This is a genomic window from Candidatus Sodalis sp. SoCistrobi (assembly GCF_900143145.1).
GTDB lineage: Bacteria > Pseudomonadota > Gammaproteobacteria > Enterobacterales > Enterobacteriaceae > SoCistrobi.
The window spans coordinates 1-26,296 of record NZ_FRDB01000010.1 but is presented as its reverse complement, the minus strand read 5'-3'; the positions used below and the strand labels follow the sequence as shown (position 1 = coordinate 26,296).

The 26,296-nt window shown below is 59.3% G+C and carries 25 protein-coding genes and 1 pseudogene; 21 read left to right on the top strand and 5 right to left on the bottom strand.

Annotation, left to right across the window (positions count from 1 at the left end; all coding sequences use genetic code 11):
• Positions 1-931 precede the first annotated feature (931 nt).
• Complete coding sequence (queG, locus tag CINSTRO3249_RS01750) at positions 932-2,071, bottom strand: tRNA epoxyqueuosine(34) reductase QueG (RefSeq protein ID WP_074011916.1); 1,140 nt, start codon at positions 2,069-2,071, stop codon at positions 932-934.
• Here queG and nnr point away from each other — a divergent pair.
• The 13 genes and pseudogenes from nnr (at position 2,070) to rlmB (ending at position 18,819) form a co-directional block, all read left to right on the top strand.
• Positions 2,070-3,576, top strand: a pseudogene (gene nnr, locus CINSTRO3249_RS01745) (bifunctional ADP-dependent NAD(P)H-hydrate dehydratase/NAD(P)H-hydrate epimerase). The gene queG and the pseudogene nnr sit on opposite strands and share 2 nt — an antisense overlap.
• A gap of 9 nt (positions 3,577-3,585) precedes the next feature.
• Complete coding sequence (gene tsaE / locus CINSTRO3249_RS01740) at positions 3,586-4,065, top strand: tRNA (adenosine(37)-N6)-threonylcarbamoyltransferase complex ATPase subunit type 1 TsaE (RefSeq protein ID WP_074011914.1); 480 nt, start codon at positions 3,586-3,588, stop codon at positions 4,063-4,065.
• Complete coding sequence (gene amiB / locus CINSTRO3249_RS01735) at positions 4,062-5,792, top strand: N-acetylmuramoyl-L-alanine amidase AmiB (RefSeq protein WP_074011913.1); 1,731 nt, start codon at positions 4,062-4,064, stop codon at positions 5,790-5,792. The genes tsaE and amiB overlap by 4 nt, the downstream gene beginning before the upstream one ends.
• A gap of 21 nt (positions 5,793-5,813) precedes the next feature.
• The gene (gene mutL, locus CINSTRO3249_RS17945; RefSeq protein ID WP_084790087.1) at positions 5,814-8,219 is read left to right on the top strand and encodes a DNA mismatch repair endonuclease MutL; all 2,406 of its coding nucleotides are present in this window, start codon (positions 5,814-5,816) and stop codon (positions 8,217-8,219) included.
• Positions 8,212-9,153: a tRNA (adenosine(37)-N6)-dimethylallyltransferase MiaA gene (gene miaA / locus CINSTRO3249_RS01720; protein WP_074011912.1), complete on the top strand. Its 942-nt coding sequence runs from the start codon at positions 8,212-8,214 to the stop codon at positions 9,151-9,153. The genes mutL and miaA overlap by 8 nt, the downstream gene beginning before the upstream one ends.
• A gap of 113 nt (positions 9,154-9,266) precedes the next feature.
• A complete protein-coding gene (gene hfq / locus CINSTRO3249_RS01715; RefSeq protein ID WP_011410200.1) occupies positions 9,267-9,572 on the top strand; it encodes an RNA chaperone Hfq in 306 nt (101 codons plus the stop codon).
• 96 nt (positions 9,573-9,668) lie between these two features.
• Entirely contained in the window at positions 9,669-10,949 is a 1,281-nt protein-coding gene (gene hflX, locus CINSTRO3249_RS01710) for a ribosome rescue GTPase HflX (RefSeq protein WP_074011911.1), read from the top strand.
• Between the two features lie 58 nt (positions 10,950-11,007).
• On the top strand, positions 11,008-12,267 hold the full coding sequence (hflK, locus tag CINSTRO3249_RS01705) for an FtsH protease activity modulator HflK (protein WP_074011910.1): 1,260 nt from the start codon (positions 11,008-11,010) through the stop codon (positions 12,265-12,267).
• 3 nt (positions 12,268-12,270) lie between these two features.
• Positions 12,271-13,287, top strand: coding sequence for a protease modulator HflC (gene hflC, locus CINSTRO3249_RS01700; RefSeq protein ID WP_074011909.1), 1,017 nt, complete (start codon positions 12,271-12,273; stop codon positions 13,285-13,287).
• Positions 13,288-13,351: 64 nt separating this feature from the next.
• Positions 13,352-13,552, top strand: a complete 201-nt coding sequence (locus tag CINSTRO3249_RS01695) for a DUF2065 domain-containing protein (RefSeq protein WP_074011908.1) — start codon at positions 13,352-13,354, stop codon at positions 13,550-13,552.
• A gap of 101 nt (positions 13,553-13,653) precedes the next feature.
• Positions 13,654-14,952: an adenylosuccinate synthase gene (locus tag CINSTRO3249_RS01690; RefSeq protein WP_074011907.1), complete on the top strand. Its 1,299-nt coding sequence runs from the start codon at positions 13,654-13,656 to the stop codon at positions 14,950-14,952.
• Positions 14,953-15,401: 449 nt separating this feature from the next.
• A complete protein-coding gene (rnr, locus tag CINSTRO3249_RS01685; protein WP_074011906.1) occupies positions 15,402-18,011 on the top strand; it encodes a ribonuclease R in 2,610 nt (869 codons plus the stop codon).
• 70 nt (positions 18,012-18,081) lie between these two features.
• Positions 18,082-18,819, top strand: coding sequence for a 23S rRNA (guanosine(2251)-2'-O)-methyltransferase RlmB (rlmB, locus tag CINSTRO3249_RS01680; RefSeq protein WP_074011905.1), 738 nt, complete (start codon positions 18,082-18,084; stop codon positions 18,817-18,819).
• A 22-nt stretch (positions 18,820-18,841) separates the two neighbouring features.
• Here the strand turns inward: rlmB and bsmA are convergent, their stop codons facing one another.
• Entirely contained in the window at positions 18,842-19,147 is a 306-nt protein-coding gene (bsmA, locus tag CINSTRO3249_RS01675) for a biofilm peroxide resistance protein BsmA (RefSeq protein ID WP_074011904.1), read from the bottom strand.
• A gap of 127 nt (positions 19,148-19,274) precedes the next feature.
• Here bsmA and yjfP point away from each other — a divergent pair, with 127 nt between their 5' ends.
• Genes yjfP through rplI form a run of 5 tightly spaced genes read left to right on the top strand, consistent with a single transcriptional unit; the run spans position 19,275 to position 21,766 of the window.
• Positions 19,275-20,312 (top strand): esterase, encoded by a 1,038-nt coding sequence (gene yjfP / locus CINSTRO3249_RS01670; protein WP_371441359.1) that lies wholly within the window; start codon positions 19,275-19,277, stop codon positions 20,310-20,312.
• An 11-nt stretch (positions 20,313-20,323) separates the two neighbouring features.
• Entirely contained in the window at positions 20,324-20,719 is a 396-nt protein-coding gene (gene rpsF, locus CINSTRO3249_RS01665; RefSeq protein WP_074011903.1) for a 30S ribosomal protein S6, read from the top strand.
• 3 nt (positions 20,720-20,722) lie between these two features.
• Entirely contained in the window at positions 20,723-21,043 is a 321-nt protein-coding gene (gene priB, locus CINSTRO3249_RS01660) for a primosomal replication protein N (RefSeq protein WP_125933094.1), read from the top strand.
• A gap of 4 nt (positions 21,044-21,047) precedes the next feature.
• The gene (rpsR, locus tag CINSTRO3249_RS01655) at positions 21,048-21,275 is read left to right on the top strand and encodes a 30S ribosomal protein S18 (protein WP_005974788.1); all 228 of its coding nucleotides are present in this window, start codon (positions 21,048-21,050) and stop codon (positions 21,273-21,275) included.
• Between the two features lie 38 nt (positions 21,276-21,313).
• Positions 21,314-21,766, top strand: a complete 453-nt coding sequence (gene rplI, locus CINSTRO3249_RS01650) for a 50S ribosomal protein L9 (RefSeq protein ID WP_074011902.1) — start codon at positions 21,314-21,316, stop codon at positions 21,764-21,766.
• 255 nt (positions 21,767-22,021) lie between these two features.
• Here the strand turns inward: rplI and CINSTRO3249_RS17515 are convergent, their stop codons facing one another.
• The gene (locus CINSTRO3249_RS17515; RefSeq protein WP_254304271.1) at positions 22,022-23,041 is read right to left on the bottom strand and encodes an OapA family protein; all 1,020 of its coding nucleotides are present in this window, start codon (positions 23,039-23,041) and stop codon (positions 22,022-22,024) included.
• Between the two features lie 125 nt (positions 23,042-23,166).
• On the opposite strand from CINSTRO3249_RS17515, the gene CINSTRO3249_RS01640 reads away from it, so the two are divergent.
• Both CINSTRO3249_RS01640 and cysQ read left to right on the top strand, forming a co-directional pair.
• Positions 23,167-23,787, top strand: coding sequence for a peptidylprolyl isomerase (locus tag CINSTRO3249_RS01640; protein WP_074011901.1), 621 nt, complete (start codon positions 23,167-23,169; stop codon positions 23,785-23,787).
• Positions 23,788-24,103: 316 nt separating this feature from the next.
• Positions 24,104-24,850: a 3'(2'),5'-bisphosphate nucleotidase CysQ gene (gene cysQ / locus CINSTRO3249_RS01635; protein WP_074011900.1), complete on the top strand. Its 747-nt coding sequence runs from the start codon at positions 24,104-24,106 to the stop codon at positions 24,848-24,850.
• Positions 24,851-24,939: 89 nt separating this feature from the next.
• On the opposite strand, the gene CINSTRO3249_RS01630 is transcribed toward cysQ, so the two are convergent.
• Positions 24,940-25,506 carry a YtfJ family protein gene (locus CINSTRO3249_RS01630; protein WP_074011899.1) on the bottom strand — a complete coding sequence of 189 codons (567 nt, stop codon included), beginning with the start codon at positions 25,504-25,506 and terminating at the stop codon, positions 24,940-24,942.
• Positions 25,507-25,784: 278 nt separating this feature from the next.
• On the opposite strand from CINSTRO3249_RS01630, the gene CINSTRO3249_RS01625 reads away from it, so the two are divergent.
• Entirely contained in the window at positions 25,785-25,991 is a 207-nt protein-coding gene (locus CINSTRO3249_RS01625) for a DUF1107 domain-containing protein (RefSeq protein WP_074011898.1), read from the top strand.
• A 76-nt stretch (positions 25,992-26,067) separates the two neighbouring features.
• Here CINSTRO3249_RS01625 and CINSTRO3249_RS01620 read toward each other — a convergent pair.
• Positions 26,068-26,296 (bottom strand): integrase core domain-containing protein (locus tag CINSTRO3249_RS01620; protein ID WP_143146879.1); only part of this gene is annotated, 229 nt, incomplete at its 5' end.

Genomic DNA, 26,296 nt, shown 5'->3' with positions numbered 1-26,296 from the left:
ACTGCCTGACTGCCTGACTGCCTGACTGCCTGACTGCCTGACTGCCTGACTGCCTGACTGCCTGACTGCCTGACTGCCTGACTGCCTGACTGCCTGACTGCCTGACTGCCTGACTGCCTGACTGCCTCACAGCCTCACAGCCTCACAGCCTCACAGCCTCACAGCCTTATTGCCGCACCGCCATCACCATCGATGTTGCCGACATCCGTATTCCCTTTCTCTCCATTCTCCTCGCCGTTATCGTTATCGCCGATGCCTGCCAGCGCCGCCGCCCGTCAGCGCCGCACGGGGGAAAAGGTTGCGCCCGGCCGTGGTCGCGGCACGTTGATTCCCCTGCCGCAGTCTAAGGGTGCTAAGTAATCGCTACTTATCAGACTCGATGCGGGTTTTACAGCATTTTGCTGCCGGTCTTGAGTGCGCGTGCTGTGGTGGCTGACACGCATCATCACGAAAATCGGTAGCCGCTTTTGCGCGCCTTAAAGGTAAGCGGGTTCACGCAGACAGCCGACAAAAAGCTTGCCAAGTTGAGGTGTCTGGTACATCATGCAATCCGTCGTTAAGAAGGCTGACAGTGCGTAGCCGGTAAGCGCTTGCGAGGCGGTTCTTCGCCACATTTTTTCCGCAGCAGGCGAAATAATTACGTGAATAATTTATCCACCGCCAAAGGTAACGCAGCGTCTGCCTTATCTCCTCTGCCGTAATCTTTTAAACAGAGTTATCCACAGGCTTCCCACGGTCATCGTTGATGCTTGCGTTGACGGGGAAAATTTTGCTTTGTCATAGCCATTTGAAAAAGATAGATAAATTTTTATTATGAAACGTAAGATCGATCGCTTGCGTTTTTTGTGACGATTGATTGACAAAGAATTTTTATTTTTATGCACAGCGGGAGTGCGGCATTGAAAGAGGTCTTTTCCCGATGCGATGTGCCTCAGGCATCGCGCGTTAATCCTTTCTCGATGGCTCTGACCAACCGCGTTTGTTGTGCGCTGTGTACCGTGACGGCGGCGGCCTGACGATGCGCCATCTGTCTGTCCAGTGCCCAATGAATATGCACATCCAGCAGCGGCAGCTCACCCAGACGGCGCCGCAGCGCCAGCACGATATCATCCTGATAAGGGGCGTTACCCAGCGCAACGGCAATATTGCGTGACCAGCGCACGTGGCCGATACGGCGAATGGCCGACCCTTCGGTCACGCGCAGAAATGTCGCCTCATCCCAGCCAAAGAGTTCCAGCAGTTCTGGGGCGTGCAATACCGCGCGCGGACTAAAATCCGGCTCATCGGTCAGCGACGAGAAGCGGTTCCACGGACAGATCAACTGGCAGTCATCGCAGCCATAAATACGGCTGCCTATCAACGGCCGCAGCGCCTCAGGAATTTCTCCCTCCAGTTCGATCGTCAAATAGGAAATGCAACGGCGCGCGTCAATAGTGTAGGGCTCAACAATGGCGCCGGTGGGACAGGTGGTGATACAGGCGACGCAGCGGCCGCATTGCTCAGGCTGCGGTGCGTCAACCGGCAGCGGCAAATCGATGAGCAATTCACCGAGAAAAAACCACGAACCGGCTTCACGGTTTAAAATGAGTGAGTGTTTGCCAACCCAACCGATACCCGCCTTGGCCGCGAGCGGCCGCTCCATGATAGGGGCAGAATCAACGAAGGGACGGAAATTCACCGTGCCGCAGGCGTCGCGGATCCGCTCGCCCAGCTGTTTTAAGCGGTTACGTAAAACTTTGTGATAATCACGGCCCAGCGCATAGCGACTAACATATCCTAGTGAGGGATTTTTCAAGGTTGACGCGAAGGCGGCCTTGGCCGGCAGATAGTTCATGCGTACGCTTATGACCCGCAGGGTGCCCGGCAGCAACTCGTGCGGTCGGGCACGCAGCATGCCGTGGCGTGCCATCCAGGCCATTTCGCCGTGGTACTGGCGGTCCAGCCACGCTTGCAGCGCCGGCTCATGGGCGGCAAGATCGGTGTCGCAGATACCGACCTGCTGAAAGCCCAGTTCCTGCCCCCAGCGCTTAATCTGCCGGGCTAATTCTGAGAGATCGAAAGGATAAGACATGACTGACCGTGACAACACATACTCTGCATCCAGTTTATCACACTCCGTCTACGGTGCAGAATGGCTTCGGGGCTGGGAACGCCAGGGCGCCATGCTGGCGGGCGTTTCACTGTATCAGTTGATGGAGCGCGGCGGCATTCCAACGCATTCTTTGGCTCTACCCCGGCGCCCGGCGCTGGTTGGTGTTGGCGGGGCACGGCAACAACGGCGGGGACGGCTATGTGGTGGCGCAGCTTGCCGCCGCCGCCGGCAAGCAGGTGACAGTGCTGGCCTGCGACGGCCAACATCCCCTCCCCGCCGAAGCGGAACAGGCGAAAGCGGCGTGGCTGGCGTCGGGCGGGGAGGTACATTCGGCCGATCAACCCTGGCCGGAGGATGTAGAGGTGATCATTGACGCGTTGCTGGGCACAGGACTCAAGGCGGCGCCGCGCGACCCTTACCGCGCGCTTATCATCGCGGCTAACCAGCATCCCGCGCCGGTGTTCGCGCTGGATATTCCCTCCGGCCTTGACGCCGATACCGGCACGACGCCAGGGGAGGTGATTCGTGCCGCCCACACCGTCACGTTTATCGCCCTGAAACCGGGAGTGCTGACCGGTAAGGCGCGCAGCGTGACCGGTCAGCTGCATTATGACGATTTGGGTTTGGGCGAGTGGCTCAAACAGGAAACTCCGCTAATGGCGCGTCTCAGCGCGGCGCTATTGCCGCGCTGGTTGCCCCCGCGCGATCCCTGCGCGCATAAAGGCGACAACGGCCGCCTGTTAATTATCGGCGGGGATCACGGGTTTGCCGGCGCCATTCGCATGACGGGGGAGGCCGCGCTGCGCTGTGGCGCCGGGCTGGTACGCGTGTTAACGCGCGAAGAGAATCTCCCATCGTTGCTGACCGCCCGGCCGGAGCTCATGGTGGCGCCACTCACCCGCGATACCCTGCAGCAGGGGCTGGACTGGGCGGATGTGGTGGTGATCGGTCCGGGCCTTGGGCAGGAAAGTTGGGGGAGAAATGCGCTGCGCGTTGTAGAAAATTGTGACAAACCAATGCTGTGGGACGCCGATGCGCTTAACTTACTGGCATTCAATCCTGAGAAACGTCACAATCGAATTATTACGCCTCACCCCGGCGAGGCCGCCCGCCTGCTGAATGGCAATGTCAGCGACATTGAACGTGACCGCTTAGGTAGCGCGCGTCAATTGGTGCGACGCTATGGCGGTGTGGTGGTGCTGAAAGGCGCCGGCACTTTACTTGCCGCCGCGGATGACGCTGTCGCCGTCGCCGATGTCGGAAATGCGGGCATGGCCTCGGGGGGAATGGGGGATGTGTTGTCCGGTATCATCGGCGGTTTGCTAGCGCAAAAGCTGTCGCTGTATGATGCGGCCTGCGCCGGCTGCGTGGTCCATGGCGCCACCGCCGATCATCTGGCGGCGGAAAAGGGCACGCGCGGTATGTTGGCCACTGATTTGCTGCCGGCATTGTATCTATTTGTTAATCCTGAGCTTACCGCATAGAAACCAGACATGGAAAAACGTGTAATACCCCTGCCGGATGAAACGGCAACCGTCGCACTGGGCGCAGCATTGGCCGCCGCCTGCCGGCAAGCCTGCGTGATTAACCTTTATGGCGATCTCGGCGCCGGCAAAACCACGTTTTGCCGCGGTTTTCTGCGTGCATTGGGGCACGCGGGCAATGTGAAAAGTCCGACCTACACCCTGGTCGAGCCTTACGCGCTGCCGCGCTGGACGGTATATCATTTTGACCTTTATCGCCTGGCGGATCCGGAGGAGCTTGAGTTTATGGGAGTGCGGGACTATTTCGATGACACCGCCCTGTGTTTGGTCGAGTGGCCACAGCGCGGTGAAGGTGTCTTGCCGACGGCGGATATCGCGCTGACGCTGCAATATCAGGGTGACGGCCGGCAGGCACAGGCGCAAGCGCTGAGCGCTACCGGCGAGCGCATTCTGGCCCAGTTGGCACCGCGACAGGGAACGCCTTCATGATGCTGAAGTTCAGGGTAATGCTGGTGTTGGCGGTGTGTTTGATGATGGGGCAGGCAATGGCGGCGACGCTCGGCGATATTAACGTCGCCAACAGCGCCAGCCAATCGATGGTGACGCTCGGGTTTAACCAACAGCCGGTGTACGCCTTTTTCTCGCTGCATAATCCCGAGCGGGTGGTGGTGGATATCCGCCAGAGCGGCCCGGTGCAGGGGCTGCCCCTCGAATTTAGCGGCGAGAATGTCATTAAGCGCATTCGCACCAGTACGCCGGTGGATAAGCAGAGTTTGCGACTGGTTTTCGAGCTGACCCGCAAATCCCGCGTACAGGCCACGACACGGCAGGTCGGCGGGCGTTACAATGTTGTGCTGACCGTGATCAGCCAGCAGCCGGCCGCCGTAGCACCTGCGCCACGGACCCGCGCTGCCGAGCCGGTTTCGAGCGCGCCGCCGCCGTCAAAAGCGGTGAAAAATCCGTTTACCAACCGGGTGACGGTGGTAGAAAGCCCTGCTGCGGTGGCCACGCCGGTTTCGACATCGACCCCGACACCGCGCGGTCGGTTGCCGGCGGGCGCCGAACCGGTAGTGGTTGCCATCGACGCCGGCCACGGCGGTCAGGATCCGGGGGCGACCGGCCCCAATGGTCTGCATGAGAAGAACGTGACCATTGCCATCGCCCGCAAACTGAAAACGTTGCTCGACGCGGATCCCATGTTTAAGCCGGTATTGACCCGCGACGGCGATTACTTCATTTCGGTGATGGGCCGCTCTGATGTCGCGCGCAAAAAAGGCGCCAGCGTGCTGGTATCCATCCACGCCGATGCCGCGCCCAATCGCAGCGCCAGCGGGGCGTCAGTATGGGTGCTCTCAAACCGGCGCGCCAACAGCGAAATGGCAAACTGGCTGGAGCAGCATGAGAAACAGTCGGAGCTGCTGGGGGGCGCGGGCGATTTGCTGGCCAACAGCCAGGCCGACCCTTATCTTAGCCAGGCGGTGCTGGATCTGCAGTTCGGCCACTCACAGCGGGTGGGTTATGACATCGCGGTGAAGGTGCTGAGCCAGCTGCAGCGGGTGGGCGCGCTGCATAAGCGCCGGCCGGAACATGCCAGTCTCGGCGTCCTGCGTTCGCCGGATATTCCATCGCTGTTGGTGGAAACCGGTTTCATCAGTAATACCCGGGAGGAGCGGCTACTCGGTAGCAGCGCTTACCAGGATAAGATCGCTAACGCTCTGTATCTGGGGCTACGCGCTTATTTCCTGGCGCATCCGCTGCAAACCGGCCCAAAGCTCGAAAATCGGCCGCAGGGCGTTAGCTCCGCGGCCGATGCCGGCGCCAGCGGCACCCAGGCGGTGGCGCAGTCCAACGCCGGCGCGTTGGCCCCCGCCGCCGGTCGTCACGTCGTCAAACGCGGCGAGACGCTGTCTTCCATCGCCCGTCAATACGGGGTCAGCATGGCGGCGATCCGCACGCTGAACAAGCTGAAAAAAGACGGTGTCTGGGTCGGGCAGCGGCTGCGCATTCCCGCCGGGGGAAGCGCTCAGGCCGCGCCGCCGCCCGCCGCCGCCGCTGCGCCATCGGCCGCGCCGCGCCGGCATCAGGTGGCGCGCGGCGATACGTTGACCGCGATCGCCGTCCGCTATGGGGTGTCCGCCAGCGCCATCAAGCGCGCCAATAATATGACGTCCAATAACGTCATGTTGGGGCAGACATTAACCATACCGCCCGCTTAAGAGCAGAGGAACCCGATTATTATGCCGATTCAGGTGTTGCCGCCACAGCTTGCCAATCAAATCGCCGCCGGTGAAGTGGTGGAACGTCCCGCGTCGGTGGTTAAGGAGCTGGTGGAAAACAGTCTTGACGCCGGGGCAACGCGCATTGAAATTGATATCGAACGCGGCGGCGCCAAACGCATCCGAATCCGGGATAACGGCAGCGGTATCGATAAAGATGAGCTGGCATTAGCGCTGGCCCGCCACGCGACCAGCAAAATCGCCTGCCTGGACGATCTCGAAAATATCACCAGCATGGGCTTTCGCGGCGAGGCGCTGGCCAGCGTCAGCTCCGTGTCGCGTTTGACCCTGACCTCGCGCACCTTGGCGCAAAACGAAGCCTGGCAGGCGTACGCCGAGGGGCGCGATCTGGCGGTCACGCTAAAACCCGCCGCCCATCCGGTGGGGACGACGGTGGAGGTGCTGGATCTGTTTTATAACACCCCGGCCCGGCGCAAGTTCATGCGCACCGAAAAAACCGAATTTACGCACATCGATGAAGTCATCCGCCGTATTGCGCTGGCACGATTTGACGTCACATTTATTTTGCAGCACAACGGCAAAACGGTGCGCCAATACCGCGCGGTAAGCCAGCAAAGCCAACCTTTACGCAGACTGGGCGCACTGTGCGGCCCGGCCTTTGTCGAGCGGGCATTGAGCGTTTCCTGGCAGCACGGCGATTTGGCTATCCACGGCTGGGTGGCGGATCCGGCGGGCGGGGAACTGCCCGAGATGCAATACAGTTACGTCAATCGGCGCACCATGCGCGACAAATTAATCAACCACGCCATCCGGCAGGCCTATCAGGAACAGTTGGCGGGGGCGCAACAGCCGGCTTTCGTGCTGTTTCTCGACGTGGATCCCCATCAGGTTGACGTCAATGTCCATCCTGCCAAGCATGAGGTGCGGTTTCATCAGGCACGGCTGGTGCATGATTTTATCTATCAGGCGGTGGTGACCGTTTTGCAGCAAAGCACGGCTCCCCGCCTGCCGATGGGCGAGGCGGGGCCGCGTGCGCCGCAGAATCGCCAGGCGTCCGGGCGCAATCATTTCTCTCTGCCCGCCGGCGAGTCCGACCCCCGGTGGCCGGCGCAAAAAGCCGATGGTGAGGCTGATCCCCGTTGGTCGGCGCAACAGGTCGATGGCGAGGCCAATCCCCGGAGGCCGGCGCAACGGGTCGGTGGCGAAGCATCACTCCCCTTGCCGACGGATCCCGCCGCGTCCGGGCAGGCAGCGGCGCAGCCTCCAGATGTTGCGGGCGCCGAAGCGGGGCGCCAGAGCGGTAAGACCGGTGGGGATCGGGAGGTTGACCGTCGGCCCGCGGCGGCCGGTGAGGAAAGTATCGCGGCGCGTCAGCATGACGGCGGCGGCCAGGCGCGGGAGCGCAGCGGCGGCTATGCCGGTGGCGCGGGCTATCAGCGTAAAGAAGGGGCACTTTACCGGCAACTGATGCAAACAGCGTCGTTGCCGCAGGAGGCAAAAACGGCACAGCGCGATATTTTCGCCAAGCGTCGGCCGTCTACGGACGATGCGCCGCACGCTGCTGACCACGCACCCCACGCCGATGGCAACGCGCTAAATGCCGTCGCGCAACAGGCGCACGGTGGTCACTATGCCGCCCCCGGCATCCGTCACGGGCAGCGCGAGCAAAGCGGTCATCTAACGCTGACGAGCGCCGGGGTTGCCCCATCCGCCGCCGCGTCGCTTAACCGGGACAGCGGCGTCGATTTAGCCAGTGCCGGCATCTCGGGCGCTGACTCGGGTGCCAACCCGCTCGCCGGCGTCCCCGGTGGCGACGCTTCCGTCGGCGCCGGGCCGGCCGTCGTCGGTAATCCGCACACCTTCGGCCGGGTGTTGACCTTGGTGGCGCCTTGCTATGCGCTGGTGGAGTCGGCGGGCAGCCTGGCGCTACTCTCACTGCCGGTTGCCGAACGCTGCTTGATTGAACGTCAATTGACGCCGGGAATGGATACTTTGCGCGCCCAGCCGCTGCTGATTCCGTTGCGCATAACGCTGCGCGATAACGAGGTCGCGGCGCTGAAACGCCATCAACCACTGCTGCAGGAAATGGGTATTGTGCTACAAGCGCATCTTCATCAGGCGATACTGAATGCGGTACCTTTACCATTACGCCAACAAAATTTACAAAACTTGATTCCAGACCTGTTAGGCTACCTGCAAGGTGAAACGTCGGTGACGCATCACCAGGTTGCGGTCTGGCTTGCCCGCCGGCTGCAGCACGAATCGGTCGCTTGGAGCCATTCCCGGGCGATACAATTGCTTGCCGAGGTAGAGCGGCTTTGTCCGCAGTGGGTGAAAGCCCCGCCCGACGGGCTTCTGGTAACATTGAATTTTGAGGCCGCTATTAAAGCCCTGAACCATGACTGAGCCGACATTTCCGCGCCGGCCCCAGGCCATTTTCCTTATGGGCCCAACCGCCTCCGGCAAAACTGCGCTGGCAATGGCGTTGCGCCAGCATCTACCGGTGGAGATCATCAGTGTCGATTCCGCGCTGATTTATCGCGGTATGGATATCGGCACGGCCAAGCCCGGCGCTGACGAGCTGGCGCGGGCGCCGCATCGTCTGATAGATATCCGCGATCCGGCGGAGGCTTATTCAGCGGCGGATTTCCGCCGTGATGCGCTTAAGGAAATGGCAGAGATCACCGAGGCCGGTCGTATACCGTTGCTGGTGGGTGGGACCATGCTCTACTTCAAGGCGCTGCTGGAGGGATTATCCCCCTTGCCCCCGGCAGATCCCGAAGTGCGCGCGCGCATTGAACGCGAGGCGGAAACCCTGGGGTGGCAGGCGTTGCACCGGCAATTGCAACAGATTGATCCGATTGCGGCAAATCGTATTCATCCTAATGATCCGCAGAGACTGTCGCGGGCACTGGAAGTTTTTTTCGTTTCAGGTAACACTCTAACGGAACTGACAAAAATATCCGGTGAAGCGCTGGCGTATCGGGTACATCAATTCGCCATCGCACCGCTTGACCGCGCTTTGCTGCATCAGCGTATCGCGCAGCGCTTTCATCAGATGTTGGCCGCCGGTTTCGAGCATGAGGTCAGTACGCTTTTTGCCCGAGGTGATCTTCACAGGGAAATGCCATCCCTCCGTTGCGTCGGTTACCGCCAGATGTGGTCATATTTGGCCGACGAAACCGATTATGATGACATGGTGTTCCGCGGGATTTGCGCGACACGACAGCTTGCCAAGCGCCAGATGACCTGGCTGCGGGGGTGGCACGATGTTCATTGGTTGGATAGCGATGAGCCCGCCGCCGCCCTCGACAGGGTATTACAGGTTGTTAGTGCATAGGTTGGGTGATTGTGTACAATTGACGGTACTGAACGCGCTTTTTGACAACGATTATTTTATTTAGAGCCACATGGTTCTTGTTACAAACAACAAGCACATAAGGAAAAGACAGAATGGCTAAGGGGCAATCTTTGCAAGATCCGTTCTTGAACGCATTGCGTCGGGAACGTGTTCCGGTTTCTATTTATTTGGTGAATGGCATTAAACTACAGGGCCAGATTGAATCTTTTGATCAGTTTGTCATTTTATTGAAAAACACGGTCAGCCAGATGGTTTATAAACACGCCATCTCTACTGTCGTACCGTCGCGTCCCGTATCGCATCACAATAACAATCCGAGCGGCGGTTCCAGTAATTATCATCATGGCAGCACCCCGGCTTCGCAACCGTCGCAGCCGGAAAGCGATGACGCCGAATAAGGCGCATCCCTGTTGACCATTTCGCGGTGCTTTAGCGTGCTGTTTGCGCTAAGGCCCGACTATAGCTGCGGTATATCCGCATGAGAGGTTGTACGCTTGTTTGACCGTTACGATGCCGGTGAGCAGGCCATACTGGTTCACATCTTTTTTTCGCAAGACAAGGATATGGAAGATTTGCAGGAGTTTGAATCCCTGGTATCTTCCGCCGGGGTAGCGGCATTACACGTCGTTACCGGCAGCCGTAAGGCGCCGCATCCTAAATATTTTGTCGGCGAGGGAAAAGCGGAAGAGATCGCGGAGGCGGTTAAAACCAGTAGCGCGTCTGTGGTCCTGTTCGACCATGCCTTATCCCCCGCCCAGGAGCGAAATCTTGAACGCCTGTGCGAGTGCCGGGTTATCGACCGCACGGGGTTGATCCTCGATATTTTTGCCCAGCGTGCGCGTACCCATGAGGGTAAGCTGCAGGTAGAGCTGGCGCAACTGCGTCATCTTGCCACACGGCTGGTGCGCGGCTGGACGCACCTTGAACGGCAAAAGGGCGGTATCGGGCTGCGCGGGCCGGGGGAAACTCAGCTTGAAACTGACCGCCGCTTGCTGCGTAACCGAATCAGCCAGATACTTTCCCGTTTGGAGAGAGTGGAGAAACAGCGTGAACAGGGACGGCGCGCCCGCGCCCGCGCGGATGTGCCCACCGTCTCGCTGGTGGGCTATACCAACGCCGGTAAATCCACTTTATTTAATCTGATGACCGAAGCCGGCGTCTATGCGGCCGATCAGCTGTTCGCCACGCTCGACCCGACACTCAGGCGCATTAATGTGGGTGATGTGGGGGATACCGTCTTGGCGGATACGGTGGGCTTCATCCGCCATTTGCCACACGATCTGGTCGCGGCATTTAAAGCGACGCTGCAGGAAACGCGGCAGGCCACCTTGCTGTTGCATATTGTCGACGCCGCCGATACGCGTATTAAAGAAAATATTGACGCGGTTGATCAGGTACTGGCCGAAATTGAAGCCAATGATATTCCGACATTGTTGGTGATGAATAAAATCGATTTGCTTGATGATTTCGTGCCGCGCATCGATCGCGATGAAGAAAACCGTCCTGTCCGGGTGTGGCTTTCCGCCCACAGCGGTGAAGGGATAGCGCTGCTGATGCAAGCGCTCACCGAGCGTTTGGCGGGCGAAATCGCGCGCCATGAGCTCCGTCTGCCCCCGCAGGCCGGCCGGCTGCGCAGTCGTTTTTATCAACTGCAGGCCATTGAAAAAGAGTGGGTCGAAGAAGATGGCAGTGTGGGGCTGGTCGTAAGATTGCCCATTATCGACTGGCATCGGTTATGTAAGCAGGAAATGGCGTTGGTAGACTATCTTGTCTGACCGTCCTTTGGGAACTCAAGCCTGAAGAATACTAATTAAAGTAAAATGGAGCTAAAACATGGCGTGGAATCAGCCCGGTAATAACGGACATGACCGCGACCCGTGGGGGAGCAGCAATAATAATAGCGGCAACTCTGGCGGAAATAACAATAAAGGCGGACGCGAACAAGGGCCGCCCGATCTGGATGATATCTTCCGTAAACTCAGCCGCAAGCTGAGCGGGTTTGGCAACAAAGGCGGCGGCACGGGTACCGGTACCGGCGCGCCGGGCAGAAGCGGCCGTTATATCGGTCTTGCGGTCGCGGCCGTCGTGGTCATCTGGGCGGGCAGCGGCTTCTACACGATCAAGGAAGCGGAACGCGGCGTGGTGTTGCGTTTCGGCAAATTCGATCATCTGGTTCAGCCCGGCCTGAACTGGAAACCGACCTTTATCGACACCGTGACCGCAGTCAACGTGGAGTCGGTACGGGAGCTGGCGGCGTCCGGCGTGATGCTGACCTCCGATGAAAACGTTGTGCGCGTGGAAATGAACGTGCAATACCGCGTCACCGACCCTGAGCGCTACCTGTTCAGCGTGACCAACGCCGACGACAGCCTGCGTCAGGCCACCGACAGCGCCCTGCGCGGCGTTATCGGTAAATACACCATGGATCGCATCCTGACCGAAGGCCGCACCGTGGTGCGCAGCGACACCCAACGCGTGCTGGAAGAAACTGTTCAGCCTTACAACATGGGCATTACCCTGCTGGACGTCAACTTCCAGGCCGCCCGGCCGCCGGAAGAGGTGAAAGCGGCGTTTGACGATGCTATCGCCGCGCGGGAAAATGAACAGCAATATATCCGCGAAGCGGAAGCGTATTCCAACGAAGTCCAGCCGCGCGCCAACGGCCAGGCGCAGCGCATTTTGGAAGAAGGCCGCGCCTATAAGGCCCGCACGGTGCTGGAAGCGCAGGGGGAAGTCCAGCGGTTCGCCAAGGTGCTGCCGGAATATAAAGCGGCGCCGGAAATTACCCGTGAACGTCTGTATATCGATGCCATGGAGCGCGTGCTGAGCAACACCCGCAAAATTCTGGTCAATGACAAAGGCAGCAATAATCTGATGGTGCTGCCGCTCGATCAGATGCTGCGCAACGCGCCGGCCGGCAATAGCAAGCCCCGCTCGGGCAGCGATGCTCTTAATCTGCTGCGGCTGCCTGCCGGTGGCTCCAGCGGTAACGCGACGGCGCCTGCCGCGGGCGGCAACGCCAGCGGAACGGTCATGGATCAGCGACGCGCCAATGCACAGCGTGACGATACCACGCGCGAAGGGAGGGAATAACCGATGCGTAAGCCTTTATTGCTTATTGTGGTCGTAGTGCTGGTGGTGCTGTATGCGTCACTGTTTGTGGTGCAGGAAGGCCAGCGCGGCATCGTTCTGCGCTTTGGCAAGGTGTTGCGCGACGGCGATAACAAACCGTTGATTTACAACCCCGGCCTGCACATGAAAATACCGTTTATCGAAACGGTTAAAAATCTTGATGCGCGCATTCAGACCATGGAAAACCAGGCCGATCGCTTTGTCACCATGGAAAAGAAAGACCTGATTGTCGACTCCTATATTAAATGGCGTATCAGCGACTTCAGCCGCTACTATCTGGCGACCGGCGGCGGTGATGTGTCGCAGGCGGAAGTGTTGCTGAAACGGAAGTTTTCCGACCGTTTGCGCTCGGAGCTCGGCCGGCTGGATGTCAAGGGGATTGTCACCGATTCCCGCAACCGTCTGATGACCGATGTGCGCGAAGCGCTGAACAACGGCACGTCCGGCGACGATGAAGAGACGCAGGCGACCGCGGCCGATAACGCCATCGCTTCCGCCGCCGCGCGGGTAGAGCGTGAAACCAACGGCCCGCAGCCGTCGGTGAACCCGAACAGTATGGCGGCGTTGGGGATCGAGGTTGTCGACGTGCGAATCAAGCAGATCAACCTGCCGACGGAAGTGTCGGACGCTATCTATCAGCGTATGCGCGCCGAGCGTGAAGCCGTCGCCCGTCGCCACCGTTCGCAGGGGCAGGAAGAGGCGGAGAAGCTGCGCGCCGCGGCGGATTATGAAGTGACCCGCACCCTGGCCGAAGCCGAGCGTCAAGCGTTGATTACCCGCGGTGAAGCGGATGCGGAAACCGCCAAGCTGTACGCCGATGCGTTCAGCAGGGATCCGGCGTTCTATGCCTTTATCCGCAGCCTGCGCGCGTATGAGAACAGCTTTAACAGCAACAGCGATGTGATGGTGCTGAGCCCGGAAAGCGATTTCTTCCGCTTTATGAAGTCGCCGGAAGATACCGTGGTCGGCCGCCGTCCCTGACGGTTGCTCCACACAGTTAATCAGGCCCGAGCACTCGGGCCTTTTTTTGCTTTGAGGTTATGTCATGAATCCGACGATTTGGATGGCGCTCGGTCTGGTGCTGGTCTTGGAGGGATTGGGGCCAATGCTGTTTCCCAGCATTTGGCGTAAGATGATAGGTTCGCTGGCGACGCTGCCGGACCCGCTTTTGCGCCGTTTCGGCGGCGGTTTAGTGGTCGCCGGCTGCGTCATCTACTATATGTTGCGTAGCAAAATGGGCGCCTGATCGCAGCGCGAAAAAACAGCGCGAACCGGCGTCAAAAAGTACTGAAAGTCGTGGATTCAGATGGTAGAATCCATTTTTAAGCAATCTAGTGAAGTTAAGAGATGGGTAAGAACGTCGTCGTACTGGGCACCCAATGGGGTGACGAAGGTAAAGGCAAGGTCGTCGACCTGCTGACCGAACGGGCTAAATATGTTGTTCGCTATCAGGGTGGACACAACGCCGGTCATACTTTAGTTATCAATGGTGAAAAAACCGTCCTTCATTTGATCCCCTCAGGCATCCTGCGTGAAAACGTGGTTAGCATTATCGCCAACGGCGTCGTGCTGTCGCCGGAAGCGCTGATGAAAGAAATTGGTGAGCTGGAGGCGCGGGGTATTCCGGTACGCGAACGCATGCTGATTTCCGAGGCGTGCCCGCTGATTCTTGCCTATCACGTGGCGATGGACGTTGCTCGCGAAAAGGCCCGCGGCGCCAAAGCCATCGGCACCACCGGTCGCGGCATTGGCCCGGCCTATGAAGACAAAGTGGCGCGTCGTGCGCTGCGCGTGGGCGATCTGTTCAACAAGGACACGTTTGCCGCCAAGCTGAAAGAGGTCGTGGACTACTACAACTTCCAGCTGGTGCACTATTACCAGGCCGACGCGGTGGATTACCAGACGGTGCTGGACGATATCCTGGCGGTGGCCGATGTCCTTACCGCGATGGTCGTTGACGTTTCCGAGCTGCTGGACAGCGCGCGCAAACGCGGCGATCTGATGATGTTTGAAGGCGCTCAGGGCACGCTGCTGGATATCGACCACGGCACCTATCCCTACGTTACCTCGTCCAATACCACGGCCGGCGGCGTCGCCACCGGCTCTGGCCTTGGCCCGCGCTATGTGGATTATGTTCTGGGCATCGTCAAGGCCTATTCCACGCGCGTTGGCGCCGGCCCGTTTCCCACCGAGCTGTTTGACGACACCGGGGAATTCCTCTGTGCCAAGGGCAATGAATTCGGCGCCACCACCGGCCGCCGCCGCCGTACCGGCTGGCTGGACGCGGTAGCGGTGCGCCGCGCGGTGCAGATCAACTCGCTTTCCGGTTTTTGTCTTACAAAACTCGACGTGCTTGACGGTCTGCAGGAAGTGAAAATCTGCACCGCCTATCGCCTGCCCGACGGTCGCGTGGTGGAAAGCACGCCGCTGGCGGCGGAAAACTGGGAAGGTATTGAGCCGATTTATGAAACCATGCCGGGCTGGAGCGAAAGCACCTTCGGCGTGAAGGCGTTCGACAAGCTGCCCGAGGCGGCGCGTCGCTACATCAAGCGTATCGAAGAGGTCACCGGCGTGCCGGTGGACATCGTCTCGACCGGGCCTGACCGCAGTGAAACCATGATTTTACGCGATCCGTTTGACGCCTGATGGTGGTCGGCCGTTAAAAAAGCAAAAAAGACAGCAAACCGGGCGTGCCCCGGTTTGTTTTTATATGTCAATAGGTTATCCTGCCGTTACCGCGCATGCCCTCATTGCCGCCCGACAAGTTTTATGGCCTGTTTGGTTCTCAAAGGTTACTCTTATTGTTCATGTTTTCCTTTTTACCGATACAGTTGACCCCGCCAGGGTTTGGTGGGCTTGCCAACGACAGCGGTATTCAGGTCGGCGCGCTGTGCGCCGGCCGGTTGTAGCGCGGGACACGAGGTTGACATTTCGCCTGCCGTTAAAAACAGGTGTTGCGCAGGTGCTCATACGGTTCATCGCATCAGCCCGCGCCCTGGGTGGCCGGCATGATTGCCTTGACCGCCGCTCTACATAGACATGCGCGTGCCCGCTAGCGGCACGGCAACCTGTTTTGACATTATGGAGGTAGCACAATGTCACAAGATCCCTTTCTGGAAAGAGAGGCTGAAAAATACGCATTCCCGGTTCCCAGCCGAGAATTTATCCTCGCCCATCTAGCCAAGCGGGAAAAGCCCGCCAGCCGCGAGGAGTTGGCGCAAGAGCTGGACATCAGCGGTGAAGACCAATTGGAGGGTTTGCGCCGCCGCCTGCGCGCCATGGAGCGGGACGGGCAATTGATATTCACCCGGCGTCAGTGCTATGCGCTGCCGGAGCGCCTGGATCTGTTGCGCGGTACGGTCATCGGTCATCGCGACGGTTTTGGTTTCCTGCGCGTCGAAGGCAGCAAGGATGACTATTATTTGTCCGCCGAACAGATGAAAATGGCCATTCACGGCGATGTGGTCATGGCGCAACCCCAGGGGGCGGACCGCAAAGGCCGCCGCGAGGCGCGCATTGTGCGGGTGCTGGTGCCGAAAACCAGCCAGATCGTAGGCCGGTTTTTCACCGATGCCGGCAGCGCATTTGTCGTGCCGGACGATAGCCGCCTCAGTTTCGATATCCTGATCCCGCCGGAGGCGACTCAGAGCGCCCGCATGGGGTTCGTGGTGGTGGTGGAGCTGACGCAACGCCCGACCCGGCGTACCAAAGCCATCGGCAAAGTGGTAGAGGTGCTCGGCGACAATATGGGTACCGGTATGGCGGTGGATATCGCCTTGCGCACGCACGATATTCCTTATGTCTGGCCGCCAGAAGTTGAGCAGCAGCTTGCGGATTTGCAAGAAGACGTGCCGGAAGCGGCCAAACGCGGGCGTATCGATTTGCGCGCGCTGCCGCTGGTGACCATTGACGGCGAGGACGCCCGCGACTTCGACGACGCGGTGTACTGCGAGAAAAAACGCAGCGGAGGCTGGCGACTGTGGGTGGCGATTGCTGATGTGAGCTATTACGTCCGCCCGCATACGCCGCTTGATCAGGAGGCCAGCCGACGTGCCACCTCGGTGTATTTCCCTTCGCAGGTGATCCCGATGCTCCCCGAGGTACTGTCCAATGGCCTGTGTTCGTTAAACCCACAGGTGGACAGGCTGTGTATGGTGTGCGAGATGACCATCTCTGCTCAGGGACGCCTCTCATCCTATAAATTTTATGAAGCGGTGATGAACTCCCATGCGCGCCTGACTTATAACAAGGTCTGGCAGATCTTGCAGGGGCAGCAGGAATTGCGCGCCCAGTACGCGCCGCTGGTCAAGCCGCTGACGCAACTGCATGAAATGTATCAGACGCTGGAACAAGCCAGAGTCCAGCGCGGCGGCATCTCTTTTGAAACCGAAGAGGCCAAATTCATTTTCAATGCAGAGCGCCGCATCGAGCGTATCGAGCCGGTGAAGCGTAATGACGCCCATAAACTGATCGAAGAGTGCATGATCCTGGCGAATATCGCCGCGGCGCGCTTTGTTGAGAAGCACAAAGAGCCGGCGCTTTATCGCGTGCATGATAGGCCAAGCAATGACCACATCACGTCGTTGCGCACGGTCCTGGGTGAATTGGGGCTGACGCTCGGCGGCGGAGAAAGACCCGAGCCGAAAGATTATGCCGATATGATGAATCTGGTCGCCGGCCGGCCGGATCACGAAATGCTGCAAACCATGTTGCTGCGATCGATGAAGCAGGCGATTTACGATCCGGAAAACCGCGGCCACTTCGGGCTGGCCCTGCAGGCCTATGCCCACTTCACCTCACCTATCCGCCGTTATCCGGATCTGGCGCTGCACCGGGCGATCAAATATCTTCTCGGCAAGCAAAACGGCGATGTTGATGGTCGCGCCACCCCGACCGGCGGCTGGCATTCCGAGCTGGAGGAAATGTTGCAGCTGGGCCAGCAATGTTCGCTGAGCGAGCGTCGCGCCGATGAAGCGACCCGCGACGTGGCGGACTGGTTGAAGTGTGACTTCATGCAGGATCACGTCGGTGAGGTGTTTAGCGGTATTATTACCAGCGTAACCAGCTTCGGCTTTTTCGTGCGCCTCGATGAATTGTTTATCGACGGTCTGGTGCATGTCTCGTCGCTGGACAATGACTATTACCGCCACGACAACATCGGTCAGCGGCTGATAGGCGAATCCGGCGGCAGGGTCTACCGGCTTGGCGACGCGGTGGAGATCCGCGTTGAAGCCGTGCATATGGACGAACGCAAAATCGATTTCTCTTTGATTTCCAGCCGCCGTCAGCCGCGAGGGGCAGGTAAAACCGCGCGTCAGCGTCAGCAGCAGCCGACCCGCGGTGGCAATGACGGTAAACCGTCGCGCCGCCGCCGTAGCGGTAAACAGCCGGCTAATTTCGAGGCCGATAGCGCATCCCGGCCGTCAGCAGCGACGGGAAAGGGGGGCGACAAGCCCGGCGGCGGGCGCGGTAAGCGCCAGCGCTGCGGTGGACAAAACGCGCCGCAGACGCCTGCTGGCAGCTCCGCTCAAGGAGGCGCGAAAAGCGCCAAAGGCGGCCACGCCTTCTCCGCGCCGGCCAAACCGGCCAGTGAGGAAGCCTCGCGCACCAAGCCGTCCACGGACGGAGCACGTAATAAAGCCGCCGGCGGCAAAACGCGCCGCGGCAGGAAGTCGGCCGCCGCGTCCAAACACTCAGAGAGCTGAGTGCCGGTGCGCGATGTCGATTAGCACAACCCAAACGGGCCACCAGGCCCGTTGACGATGAAAGACGATCATGAGCGAAATTATTTACGGTATTCATGCCGTACAGGCCCTGCTGGAGCGCGATCCCCAACGCTTCCTGGATGTGTATTTGTTAAAAGGGCGCGACGACCGCCGTTTACAGCCGCTGGTTCAGCAGCTAGAAAAGGCCGGCATCGTTATCCAGATGGTGAGCCGCCAGTGGCTGGATGAGAAGGCCGAGGGCGCGGTTCATCAGGGGATTGTCGCCCGCGTGCAGGCGGGGCGGCAGTACCAGGAGAACGATCTGCCGGCGCTGCTGACCCAGCAGGCCGCGCCGCTGTTGCTGGTGCTTGATGGCGTCACCGACCCGCATAATCTGGGCGCGTGCCTGCGCTGTGCCGACGCCGCCGGCGTGCATGCGGTCATCGTACCGCGCGATCGCGCAGCGCCGCTAAACGCCACCGCCAAAAAAGTGGCCAGCGGCGCCGCGGAAACCGTGCCGCTTATCCGCGTGACCAACCTGGCGCGCACGTTGCGCCTGCTGCAACAGAATAATGTGTGGATAGTCGGTACCGCCGGCGAGGCGGATCACCACCTTTATCAAAGTAAACTGACCGGGCCGCTGGCGCTGGTCATGGGCGCGGAAGGTGAAGGCATGCGCCGCCTGACGCGTGAACACTGCGATGAGCTCATCAGCATTCCCATGGCCGGCACGGTTTCGTCACTGAATGTGTCGGTTGCCGCCGGGGTATGCCTGTTTGAAGCCGTGCGGCAGCGGGGGCAGAGCTAGCTCTGCGGTTGCCAGCGCACGCTTACCGGTAAAGAATCGCCTCGCCGTGCCAGACGCCGGGGGTCACCGTTTCATCGATCATCAGGATCTGGTAGTAGTGTGCCTGATGTTCATCCGCCCCGCGCTGAAGGGCGTTTTTGGCGTCCATGGGACTGCCGCGCTCGTCCACGGTGACCTTGCCTATCCGGGTCAGCGAACCCACCTTGTTACGGCTGATTTCAACCGCCCGCTTTTCTGGTGCCGGCGACGACGCCGGTTTGCCGTTCAACACGCTGCATCCCGCTAACGGCAGGCAGCAAATAAGGATCAGTAAAGTAAACCGTTTCATAGCCAAATTTCCGCAATGCTTAGGTGATTAAAGTATAGCGAAACCGGTCGGCAGTGATTATGGTATTGACCGGAACCGCGGCGGCAGGACGGCGTCGCGTAATCGGTAATGGCGAACGGGAGGCCCCATGGTCGAGATGCATCAGGAGTACGTCGGCGACATCCAAGTGATACATGCGGTGCCGACGGGCGGGTATGCTTTACCGCTGCCGACGCTGTTTTTTTACCATGGCTACACCTCGTCCAAAGAGGTCTATAGCTATTTCGGCTATGCGCTGGCGCAGGCCGGGTTCCGTGTGATCCTGCCGGATGCTCTGATGCATGGTGCCCGTTTTGACGGCGATGAACAACGTCGCCTGCGGCATTTTTGGGATATTCTACGCAAAAACATCGACGAATTACCTGCGTTGTATACGCATTATCGCCAGCTCGGACAGATAGACGGCCGGCGTGTCGGCGTCTGCGGCGCGTCGATGGGCGGCATGACCGCACTGGGGGCACTGGCGCGCTTTGACTGGCTGATGTCCGCCGCGGCGCTGATGGGATCAGGGGATTTTATGCGCCTTAGCCGCACCCTGTTTCCGCCGGTGACGCCGGATGCGCCGGACTATGAACGGCGTTTCACCGCCGCGCTGGCGCCGCTGGCGGACTATGATGTGTTTCAGCGGCTGGATAAACTGCAGGACCGGCCATTGCTGCTTTGGCACGGCGAGGCGGACCCGCTGGTGCCGCCGGCGGAGAGCGCGCGGCTGTATCAGGCGCTGCGCGCGCGCGCGATGGTCATCATCGGGTGCGCTATCTTACCGAGCCGGACATCGGTCATAAAATCACCGTGGGCGCGCTTGCGGCGACCGTGGCTTTTTTCCGCGAGGTGCTTTAGCGCTCTAGGCAGGCTGCTTAACGACAAATGCCGAACGCTGAACGCTGAACGCCAAACACCAAACGCCGAATGCCGAATGCCGAACGCCGAACGCTCACCCAAACGCTCCAGGCTGAAGCTTAGACGCCGACCATCGACCATCGACCACGGAAATAATCCACTACGGTCCTTGTGTTTAGCCGGCCGGATAAGTACAATTGCGCGTCATTTTTCGACCGTACACTTATCACGTTCCTTGCTTCCATGGGCCGCGGTTGACCCTGACAGGAGGCTGAATAATCCGTAAGGAGCAATTCTATGCGTCATTACGAAATCGTTTTTATGGTTCATCCTGACCAAAGCGAACAGGTTGCCGGCATGATCGAACGCTACAGCACCCTGATTACCGGTGCTGAAGGCCAGATCCACCGCCTGGAAGACTGGGGCCGTCGTCAGCTGGCTTACCCGATCAACAAACTGCACAAAGCCCACTATGTTCTGCTGAACGTAGAAGCGCCGCAGGAAGTGATCGACGAGCTGGAAACAGCTTTCCGCTTCAATGACGCCGTTATCCGCAGCATGATCATGCGCGTTAAGCACGCGGTGACTGAAGCGTCTCCGATGGTTAAAGCGAAAGACGAACGCCGCGAGCGCCGTGAAGATTTCGCCACTGAAACCAACGAAGACTCTGATGCTGGGGATTCTGAAGAGTAATCGATGATGACGGCGAACCGTCTGATGCTGTCGGGCACCGTGTGCAAGACACCCATCCGAAAGGTCAGCCCGTCAGGGATTCCGCACTGCCAGTTCGTGCTTGAGCACCGTTCTGTGCAGCAGGAAGCCGGTTTTTCACGCCAGGCATGGTGCCGACTCCCCGTGGTGGTCAGTGGAAAACACACACTCGATATTACTCGCAGTTTAACGGTCGGTGCGCAGATCACTGTGCAAGGGTTCATTAGTTGCCATCAAGGGCGCAATGGCCTTAGCAAAATAGTCCTGCATGCCGAGCAGATTGATTTGATAGATTCTGGAGACTAGCCTTATGGCACGTTATTTCCGTCGTCGCAAGTTCTGCCGTTTCACCGCGGAAGGCGTTGTTGAGATCGACTATAAAGACATCGCTACGCTGAAAAACTATATCACCGAAAGCGGTAAAATTGTCCCGAGCCGGATTACCGGTACTCGCGCCAAATACCAACGTCAGCTGGCCCGCGCGATCAAGCGTGCGCGCTACCTTTCCCTGTTGCCGTACACTGATCGTCATCAGTAATCGGTCATTGTCCACTAAGTCTTTGAGAGGATAAGGTAATGCAAGTTATTCTGCTTGATAAAGTCGCCAACCTGGGCGGTTTGGGTGAACAGGTTAACGTTAAAGCGGGCTACGCTCGTAACTTCCTGGTGCCGCAGGGCAAAGCCGTGCCGGCCACCAAGAAAAACGTGGAATATTTCGAGGCGCGCCGCGCCGAGCTCGAAGCCAAACTGGCGGAAACTCATGCTGCGGCTGAAGCACGCGCTGCGAAAATCAATGAACTGGGCAGCGTCACCATCTCGTCTAAAGCAGGCGACGAAGGTAAACTGTTTGGCTCTATCGGTACCCGCGATATCGCCGACGCGATCACCGCCGCAGGCGTTAACGTCGCCAAAAGCGAAGTGCGTCTGCCGAACGGTGTTCTGCGCACCACCGGTGACCACGACGTCAGCATCCAGGTACACAGCGAAGTTTTCGCCAGCCTGAATGTGGTGATTGTTCCCGAAGCGTAATCGCGAGATTATGTGAGGTTAAAACGCCGGCCCTGCGCCGGCGTTTTGCTTTTCCGGCCAGGCCCGATCAGGTAGACGCGATGACACCGATGGCCGTGGCGTCAGCGTAACCATCGTCGCCAGCAGTACGATGGCGAGCGTCGGTGGCGAAGGGAGCGTTGCTGCTGCTGGCAAGGTCACCACCGTGGGAATCGGAGCGGCGCTGTTGCTGGCAGGATCACCGCCACGGATATCGGGGCGGCGCTGCTGGCATGGTTAGCGCCGTTGGTAGCTGCCATCGGGCTGTAACGAAAAGCGCACCGGACCGGCGGCACCGGTTTCAATCTCCAGCAGCGTTACCACCCCCTGCGCATTCTGGACTATCCGCACTTCCTGCCCGGCCTGCAGGCTGCTCAGCGGCTTATCGCTACCCTCCACCTGCGCCATGGCAAAGACATCCGCCACCGGCAAATTGTGCGCGCGAAACAGCTGTGCCAGCGTCTGGCCGTCGGCGATGCGGTAGGTTTGCACTTGGCGGTTATCCGTGCTGCCGGCGACGGCGCTGTTGTCCACCAGCTCGGCCTGCATTGTCGGCGCAGGCGGCGCGTCGTTACGGACCGTTGACGCGGGTGGCGTCTGCGGGCTATAGGGCCAAAGCAAAACAATGGCCACCATCAGGGCAACAATCAGCAGCCAGCGGCGATGCAAGGGCGGCAGCGGGCCCATCCATTTAAATCCATCCGGCAGGTGCCACAACGCCGCCAACCCTGTCTTCCCGCGCTGTGCCATACCCGAGCGGGGCGGGGCGGGGGACGAGACCCTCCGCGGCGCCTCCTCTGCCATATAGTCTGGGCGCTGACCGGCGCTGCCGAGGGGCGTGGTAAAGGGCTCTTCTCCGGTCTCGGCGCCGTGCCTATCGGCCGCTGCGCCCGTGTCACGGTCAGAAGGGCGCCCGGCGCCGGCGCTGCCGATGGGGGCCGGCAGCGGCTCGTCCTCGTCCGCGGCACTGCCGATGGCCAGGGCATAGGACGCGTCCAGCGGCGAGGCCGTGGCAAGGCTATCCTGTGTGTCGGGAAGTTGCCCTGGGGCGCGCTTATGGTCCTTGGCCGCCGGCCGGCTGACGTCATCATCGGGGCTGAAACGGCGGCGCCATTTCTCCCACAGACCGTCCAGGCCCGGCAGTGAAAAGCCCGGGGACGTATTCTTCCTGGGCGCAATTTTGCCCATGATGACCTCTCTTGCAATACTGTTGCCGTAACCCGATGAAGTATAGAGCGGCGCGGGATTAAGCTCCATGCCTATTTCATACCGCGCCTGTGCGGTTAAGGGGCGGTGTCATACTAATTGCACGCGGCATTTTACCCCAACCGCCCGCGCTGTTATGCTGCGCCTTTCGCTTTTTAAGATTTCAAGGAAATGTCATGACCAACCCTTCATTAGACAGCGTAGAAGCACAGGCGAGCTACGGTATCGGCCTGCAGGTGGGCCAGCAATTGGTGGAATCCGGGCTGGAAGGCCTGTTGCCCGATGCCCTGCTGAACGGCTTGCGCGATGCGCTGGAAGGTAATGCGCCGGCGGTGCCGGTGGACGTGATTCACCGTGCGCTGCGTACCGTCCACGAACGTGCCGACGCGGTACGTCAGGAGCGCCAGCAGCATCTGGCGGTGGAAGGCGATAAATTCTTGGCGGACAATGCCGGCAAGGAAGGGGTCAATCTGACCGAATCGGGCCTGCAGTTTAAAGTGTTGGCGCAGGGCGAGGGCCCCATCCCCTCGCGGCAGGATCGCGTGCGGGTGCATTACACCGGTCGGCTGCTGGACGGTACCGTGTTTGACAGCTCGGTTGAACGTGGCCAGCCGGCGGAGTTCCCGGTCAGCGGCGTGATTGCCGGTTGGATCGAAGCATTGACGTTGATGCCGGTCGGCTCGCGGTGGGAGTTGTATATTCCCCACAAACTGGCTTACGGCGAGCGCGGCGCCGGCGCGTCCATTCCGCCTTTTAGCGCGCTGATTTTTGAAGTGGAACTGCTGGAAATCCTGTAATTCGGCTAAGCGCCGACAGGCTGTCCTAATCACGCCGATGGTGCGCGCTTTTAGGCTGTCCTTATTGCGCGCTGCTATGCTTTCCTTATCGCGCACTGATCGGTTTCCCTATCGCGTGCAGTTATGCTGTACTCACTGCGCGCTGTTAGGCTGCCCTTCCCACGCTCCTGTGCTGTCCTTATCGCGTGCTTATAGCCGCCCGACGGCTTCCCGACGGCGCGGCGGTATAAACTTCTGCGTCGCAGTGTGTCAGAGCATTATCACGTCGAGCAAAATAATATTATTATTACTCTAAGGCTCATCTTCGAGGTATATCATGATTGAACCCATCATCGCGCTTTCCCGCGAGGCTGGCGCGGCCATTATGCAGGTCTACAACGGTGACAAACCGCTGGAGCTTAACCAGAAGCAGGATGACTCGCCGGTGACCGCCGCCGATCTGGCCGCGCATCGGGTCATCGCTGCCGGTTTACAGGCGTTGGCGCCGGAGATCCCCCTCCTTTCGGAAGAAGATCCGCCGGACTGGTCCCTTCGTCAGCACTGGCGCCGTTTCTGGCTGGTGGATCCGCTGGACGGCACCAAGGAGTTCCTGCGGCGTAACGGCGAATTCACCGTGAATATCGCCTTGATTGAGTACGGTAAGCCCGTGCTGGGGGTGGTGTATGCCCCGGTGACCGATAGGCTTTATGCCGCAGCCGATGGCAAGGCCTGGCGCATTGACGAGAATGGCGAGCAACAGGCTATCGAAGTCAAAGAGGCGCGACCGCCGCTGGTGGTGGTGAGCCGTTCGCATGGCAACAATGCGGAGCTGCAGGATTATCTGGCCCATCTGGGTGAGCATCAGACGGTGACAATTGGATCATCGTTGAAGTTCTGTCTGGTGGCGGAGGGCACGGCGCAGCTTTATCCGCGCTTCGGGCCGACCAGCGTTTGGGACACCGCCGCGGGACACGCAGTGGCGATGGCGGCCGGCGCCCAGGTCAATGATTGGCAGGGACGGACGTTGGATTACACCCCGCGCGAGTCTTTCCTTAATCCTGGCTTCAGGGTCTCGCTGTTCTGAGCCTTGGTTTTGCGGGTGGCGGCGCGGCGGGCTGATGGCCTCCGCGCGCGCTGCACAGTTGCCTCCGGCCAGGATCTGCGTGCGAGCGTTTAACGCTGCTGCTCGCGCAGTATGCGCTGAATTAAAGTGACGACCTGGCGCACGTCTTCCAACGTCAGCGGCCCTTCTTTCACCCACTGCACTTCCCCACGCGCATTAAGCACTACGATTGTCGAACTCTTGCTTTTCAACTGCCAGGCATGGCGCACTACGCTTTCGGCATCGTCAATGATCTGCGACCAGGGGTAGCGGCGCTGGCTGGCCTCGATTTGGTGGCGGATAAACCAGCCGGTAGCGAAAAAGGCATCGCCGCGATCGACAATTGTCGTCGTTTGGTAATAATCCCGCGGTAAGCTGGCTTCGCGTAGGGTTTCGATTAACGCAGCGTTCATCTCACGGGCCGAGGTACGGGCGGCGATATGCTGAATGAGGCGAACTTTGCCGGGGAGCCGTGCGCTGCTCCAATGTTGATGGCTGAACTCATTATGCTCGTAGAGCACCTCACCCTGATGCATGACGTTCACCGGCGGCACCGGTTCACCGGGGCGCAGCAGGTGCGCGTGCAGGGTAAAGGAAAATACCAGACAGCAAAGCGGCAAACTAATGAGAGAGCGCATAGAAAACTCCTGATCAATGAACTGACCGGGCCATCTCCGGCCCGGCCGGGTTTGCACGCACAAAGACATCATTTTTAGGATAATTATACTGTTTATAATGATTTGAATTTTATACCCTACTGTCAAAATATGTAAAAGCAGTAATGCATCCTGTAAGAGCGTGAACTAAAGCACAACTTACCAATCAGATAAGGTGTAGTTAGGTAGCGTTACCGGATTTCCAATCGCGGTAGTCAGTACCCTAGGAAGAAGTAACCCTGTAGGAGGAAAGTACAAAAATGAGAATCTTCCATCGCTATAACGCCCTAAAAGTAGCCACTTATGTAAAGACCTTATTTCGCGGCCGACTTTACATCAAGGGCATTGGGGCTTTTGAGTTTGATAAAGGCAAAATTTTACTGCCAAAGGTGCGGGATAAACAGCATTTCAGCGTCATGTCTGAAGTCAACCGCCAGGTAATGCGGCTTCAGCTGGATATGGCCTAAACACGCTTTTTACGGTGATTGCCGCCGTAAGGATTATGAATAACCCCGAGTTTATTAGAGAGTAATTTTGGCAATACTACGCCGCTTCCTCTGATGCTAATTGCAAAGCGTAATAGTTCATTTCGGCTTCAGTAGGAGGGATGTAACCCAGCCGCCCGAGCAGCCTTCTGTTGTTGTACCAGTCCACCCAGTCCAGCGTGGCCAACTCCACTTCCGTCCGGTTTTTCCAGCTCCCGCGGTGGATAACCTCCGTTTTGTACAACCCGTTGATACTCTCTGCCATCGCATTATCGTAGGAGTCGCCG

What these genes read in the sequence shown, in the direction of transcription:
- queG (WP_074011916.1), bottom strand. Translation starts at nt 2,071, where the DNA reads ATGTCTTATCCTTTCGATCTCTCAGAATTAGCCCGGCAGATTAAGCGC.
- tsaE (WP_074011914.1), top strand. Translation starts at nt 3,586, where the DNA reads ATGGAAAAACGTGTAATACCCCTGCCGGATGAAACGGCAACCGTCGCA.
- amiB (WP_074011913.1), top strand. Translation starts at nt 4,062, where the DNA reads ATGATGCTGAAGTTCAGGGTAATGCTGGTGTTGGCGGTGTGTTTGATG.
- mutL (WP_084790087.1), top strand. Translation starts at nt 5,814, where the DNA reads ATGCCGATTCAGGTGTTGCCGCCACAGCTTGCCAATCAAATCGCCGCC.
- miaA (WP_074011912.1), top strand. Translation starts at nt 8,212, where the DNA reads ATGACTGAGCCGACATTTCCGCGCCGGCCCCAGGCCATTTTCCTTATG.
- hfq (WP_011410200.1), top strand. Translation starts at nt 9,267, where the DNA reads ATGGCTAAGGGGCAATCTTTGCAAGATCCGTTCTTGAACGCATTGCGT.
- hflK (WP_074011910.1), top strand. Translation starts at nt 11,008, where the DNA reads ATGGCGTGGAATCAGCCCGGTAATAACGGACATGACCGCGACCCGTGG.
- hflC (WP_074011909.1), top strand. Translation starts at nt 12,271, where the DNA reads ATGCGTAAGCCTTTATTGCTTATTGTGGTCGTAGTGCTGGTGGTGCTG.
- CINSTRO3249_RS01695 (WP_074011908.1), top strand. Translation starts at nt 13,352, where the DNA reads ATGAATCCGACGATTTGGATGGCGCTCGGTCTGGTGCTGGTCTTGGAG.
- CINSTRO3249_RS01690 (WP_074011907.1), top strand. Translation starts at nt 13,654, where the DNA reads ATGGGTAAGAACGTCGTCGTACTGGGCACCCAATGGGGTGACGAAGGT.
- rnr (WP_074011906.1), top strand. Translation starts at nt 15,402, where the DNA reads ATGTCACAAGATCCCTTTCTGGAAAGAGAGGCTGAAAAATACGCATTC.
- rlmB (WP_074011905.1), top strand. Translation starts at nt 18,082, where the DNA reads ATGAGCGAAATTATTTACGGTATTCATGCCGTACAGGCCCTGCTGGAG.
- bsmA (WP_074011904.1), bottom strand. Translation starts at nt 19,147, where the DNA reads ATGAAACGGTTTACTTTACTGATCCTTATTTGCTGCCTGCCGTTAGCG.
- yjfP (WP_371441359.1), top strand. Translation starts at nt 19,275, where the DNA reads ATGGTCGAGATGCATCAGGAGTACGTCGGCGACATCCAAGTGATACAT.
- rpsF (WP_074011903.1), top strand. Translation starts at nt 20,324, where the DNA reads ATGCGTCATTACGAAATCGTTTTTATGGTTCATCCTGACCAAAGCGAA.
- priB (WP_125933094.1), top strand. Translation starts at nt 20,723, where the DNA reads ATGATGACGGCGAACCGTCTGATGCTGTCGGGCACCGTGTGCAAGACA.
- rpsR (WP_005974788.1), top strand. Translation starts at nt 21,048, where the DNA reads ATGGCACGTTATTTCCGTCGTCGCAAGTTCTGCCGTTTCACCGCGGAA.
- rplI (WP_074011902.1), top strand. Translation starts at nt 21,314, where the DNA reads ATGCAAGTTATTCTGCTTGATAAAGTCGCCAACCTGGGCGGTTTGGGT.
- CINSTRO3249_RS17515 (WP_254304271.1), bottom strand. Translation starts at nt 23,041, where the DNA reads ATGGAGCTTAATCCCGCGCCGCTCTATACTTCATCGGGTTACGGCAAC.
- CINSTRO3249_RS01640 (WP_074011901.1), top strand. Translation starts at nt 23,167, where the DNA reads ATGACCAACCCTTCATTAGACAGCGTAGAAGCACAGGCGAGCTACGGT.
- cysQ (WP_074011900.1), top strand. Translation starts at nt 24,104, where the DNA reads ATGATTGAACCCATCATCGCGCTTTCCCGCGAGGCTGGCGCGGCCATT.
- CINSTRO3249_RS01630 (WP_074011899.1), bottom strand. Translation starts at nt 25,506, where the DNA reads ATGCGCTCTCTCATTAGTTTGCCGCTTTGCTGTCTGGTATTTTCCTTT.
- CINSTRO3249_RS01625 (WP_074011898.1), top strand. Translation starts at nt 25,785, where the DNA reads ATGAGAATCTTCCATCGCTATAACGCCCTAAAAGTAGCCACTTATGTA.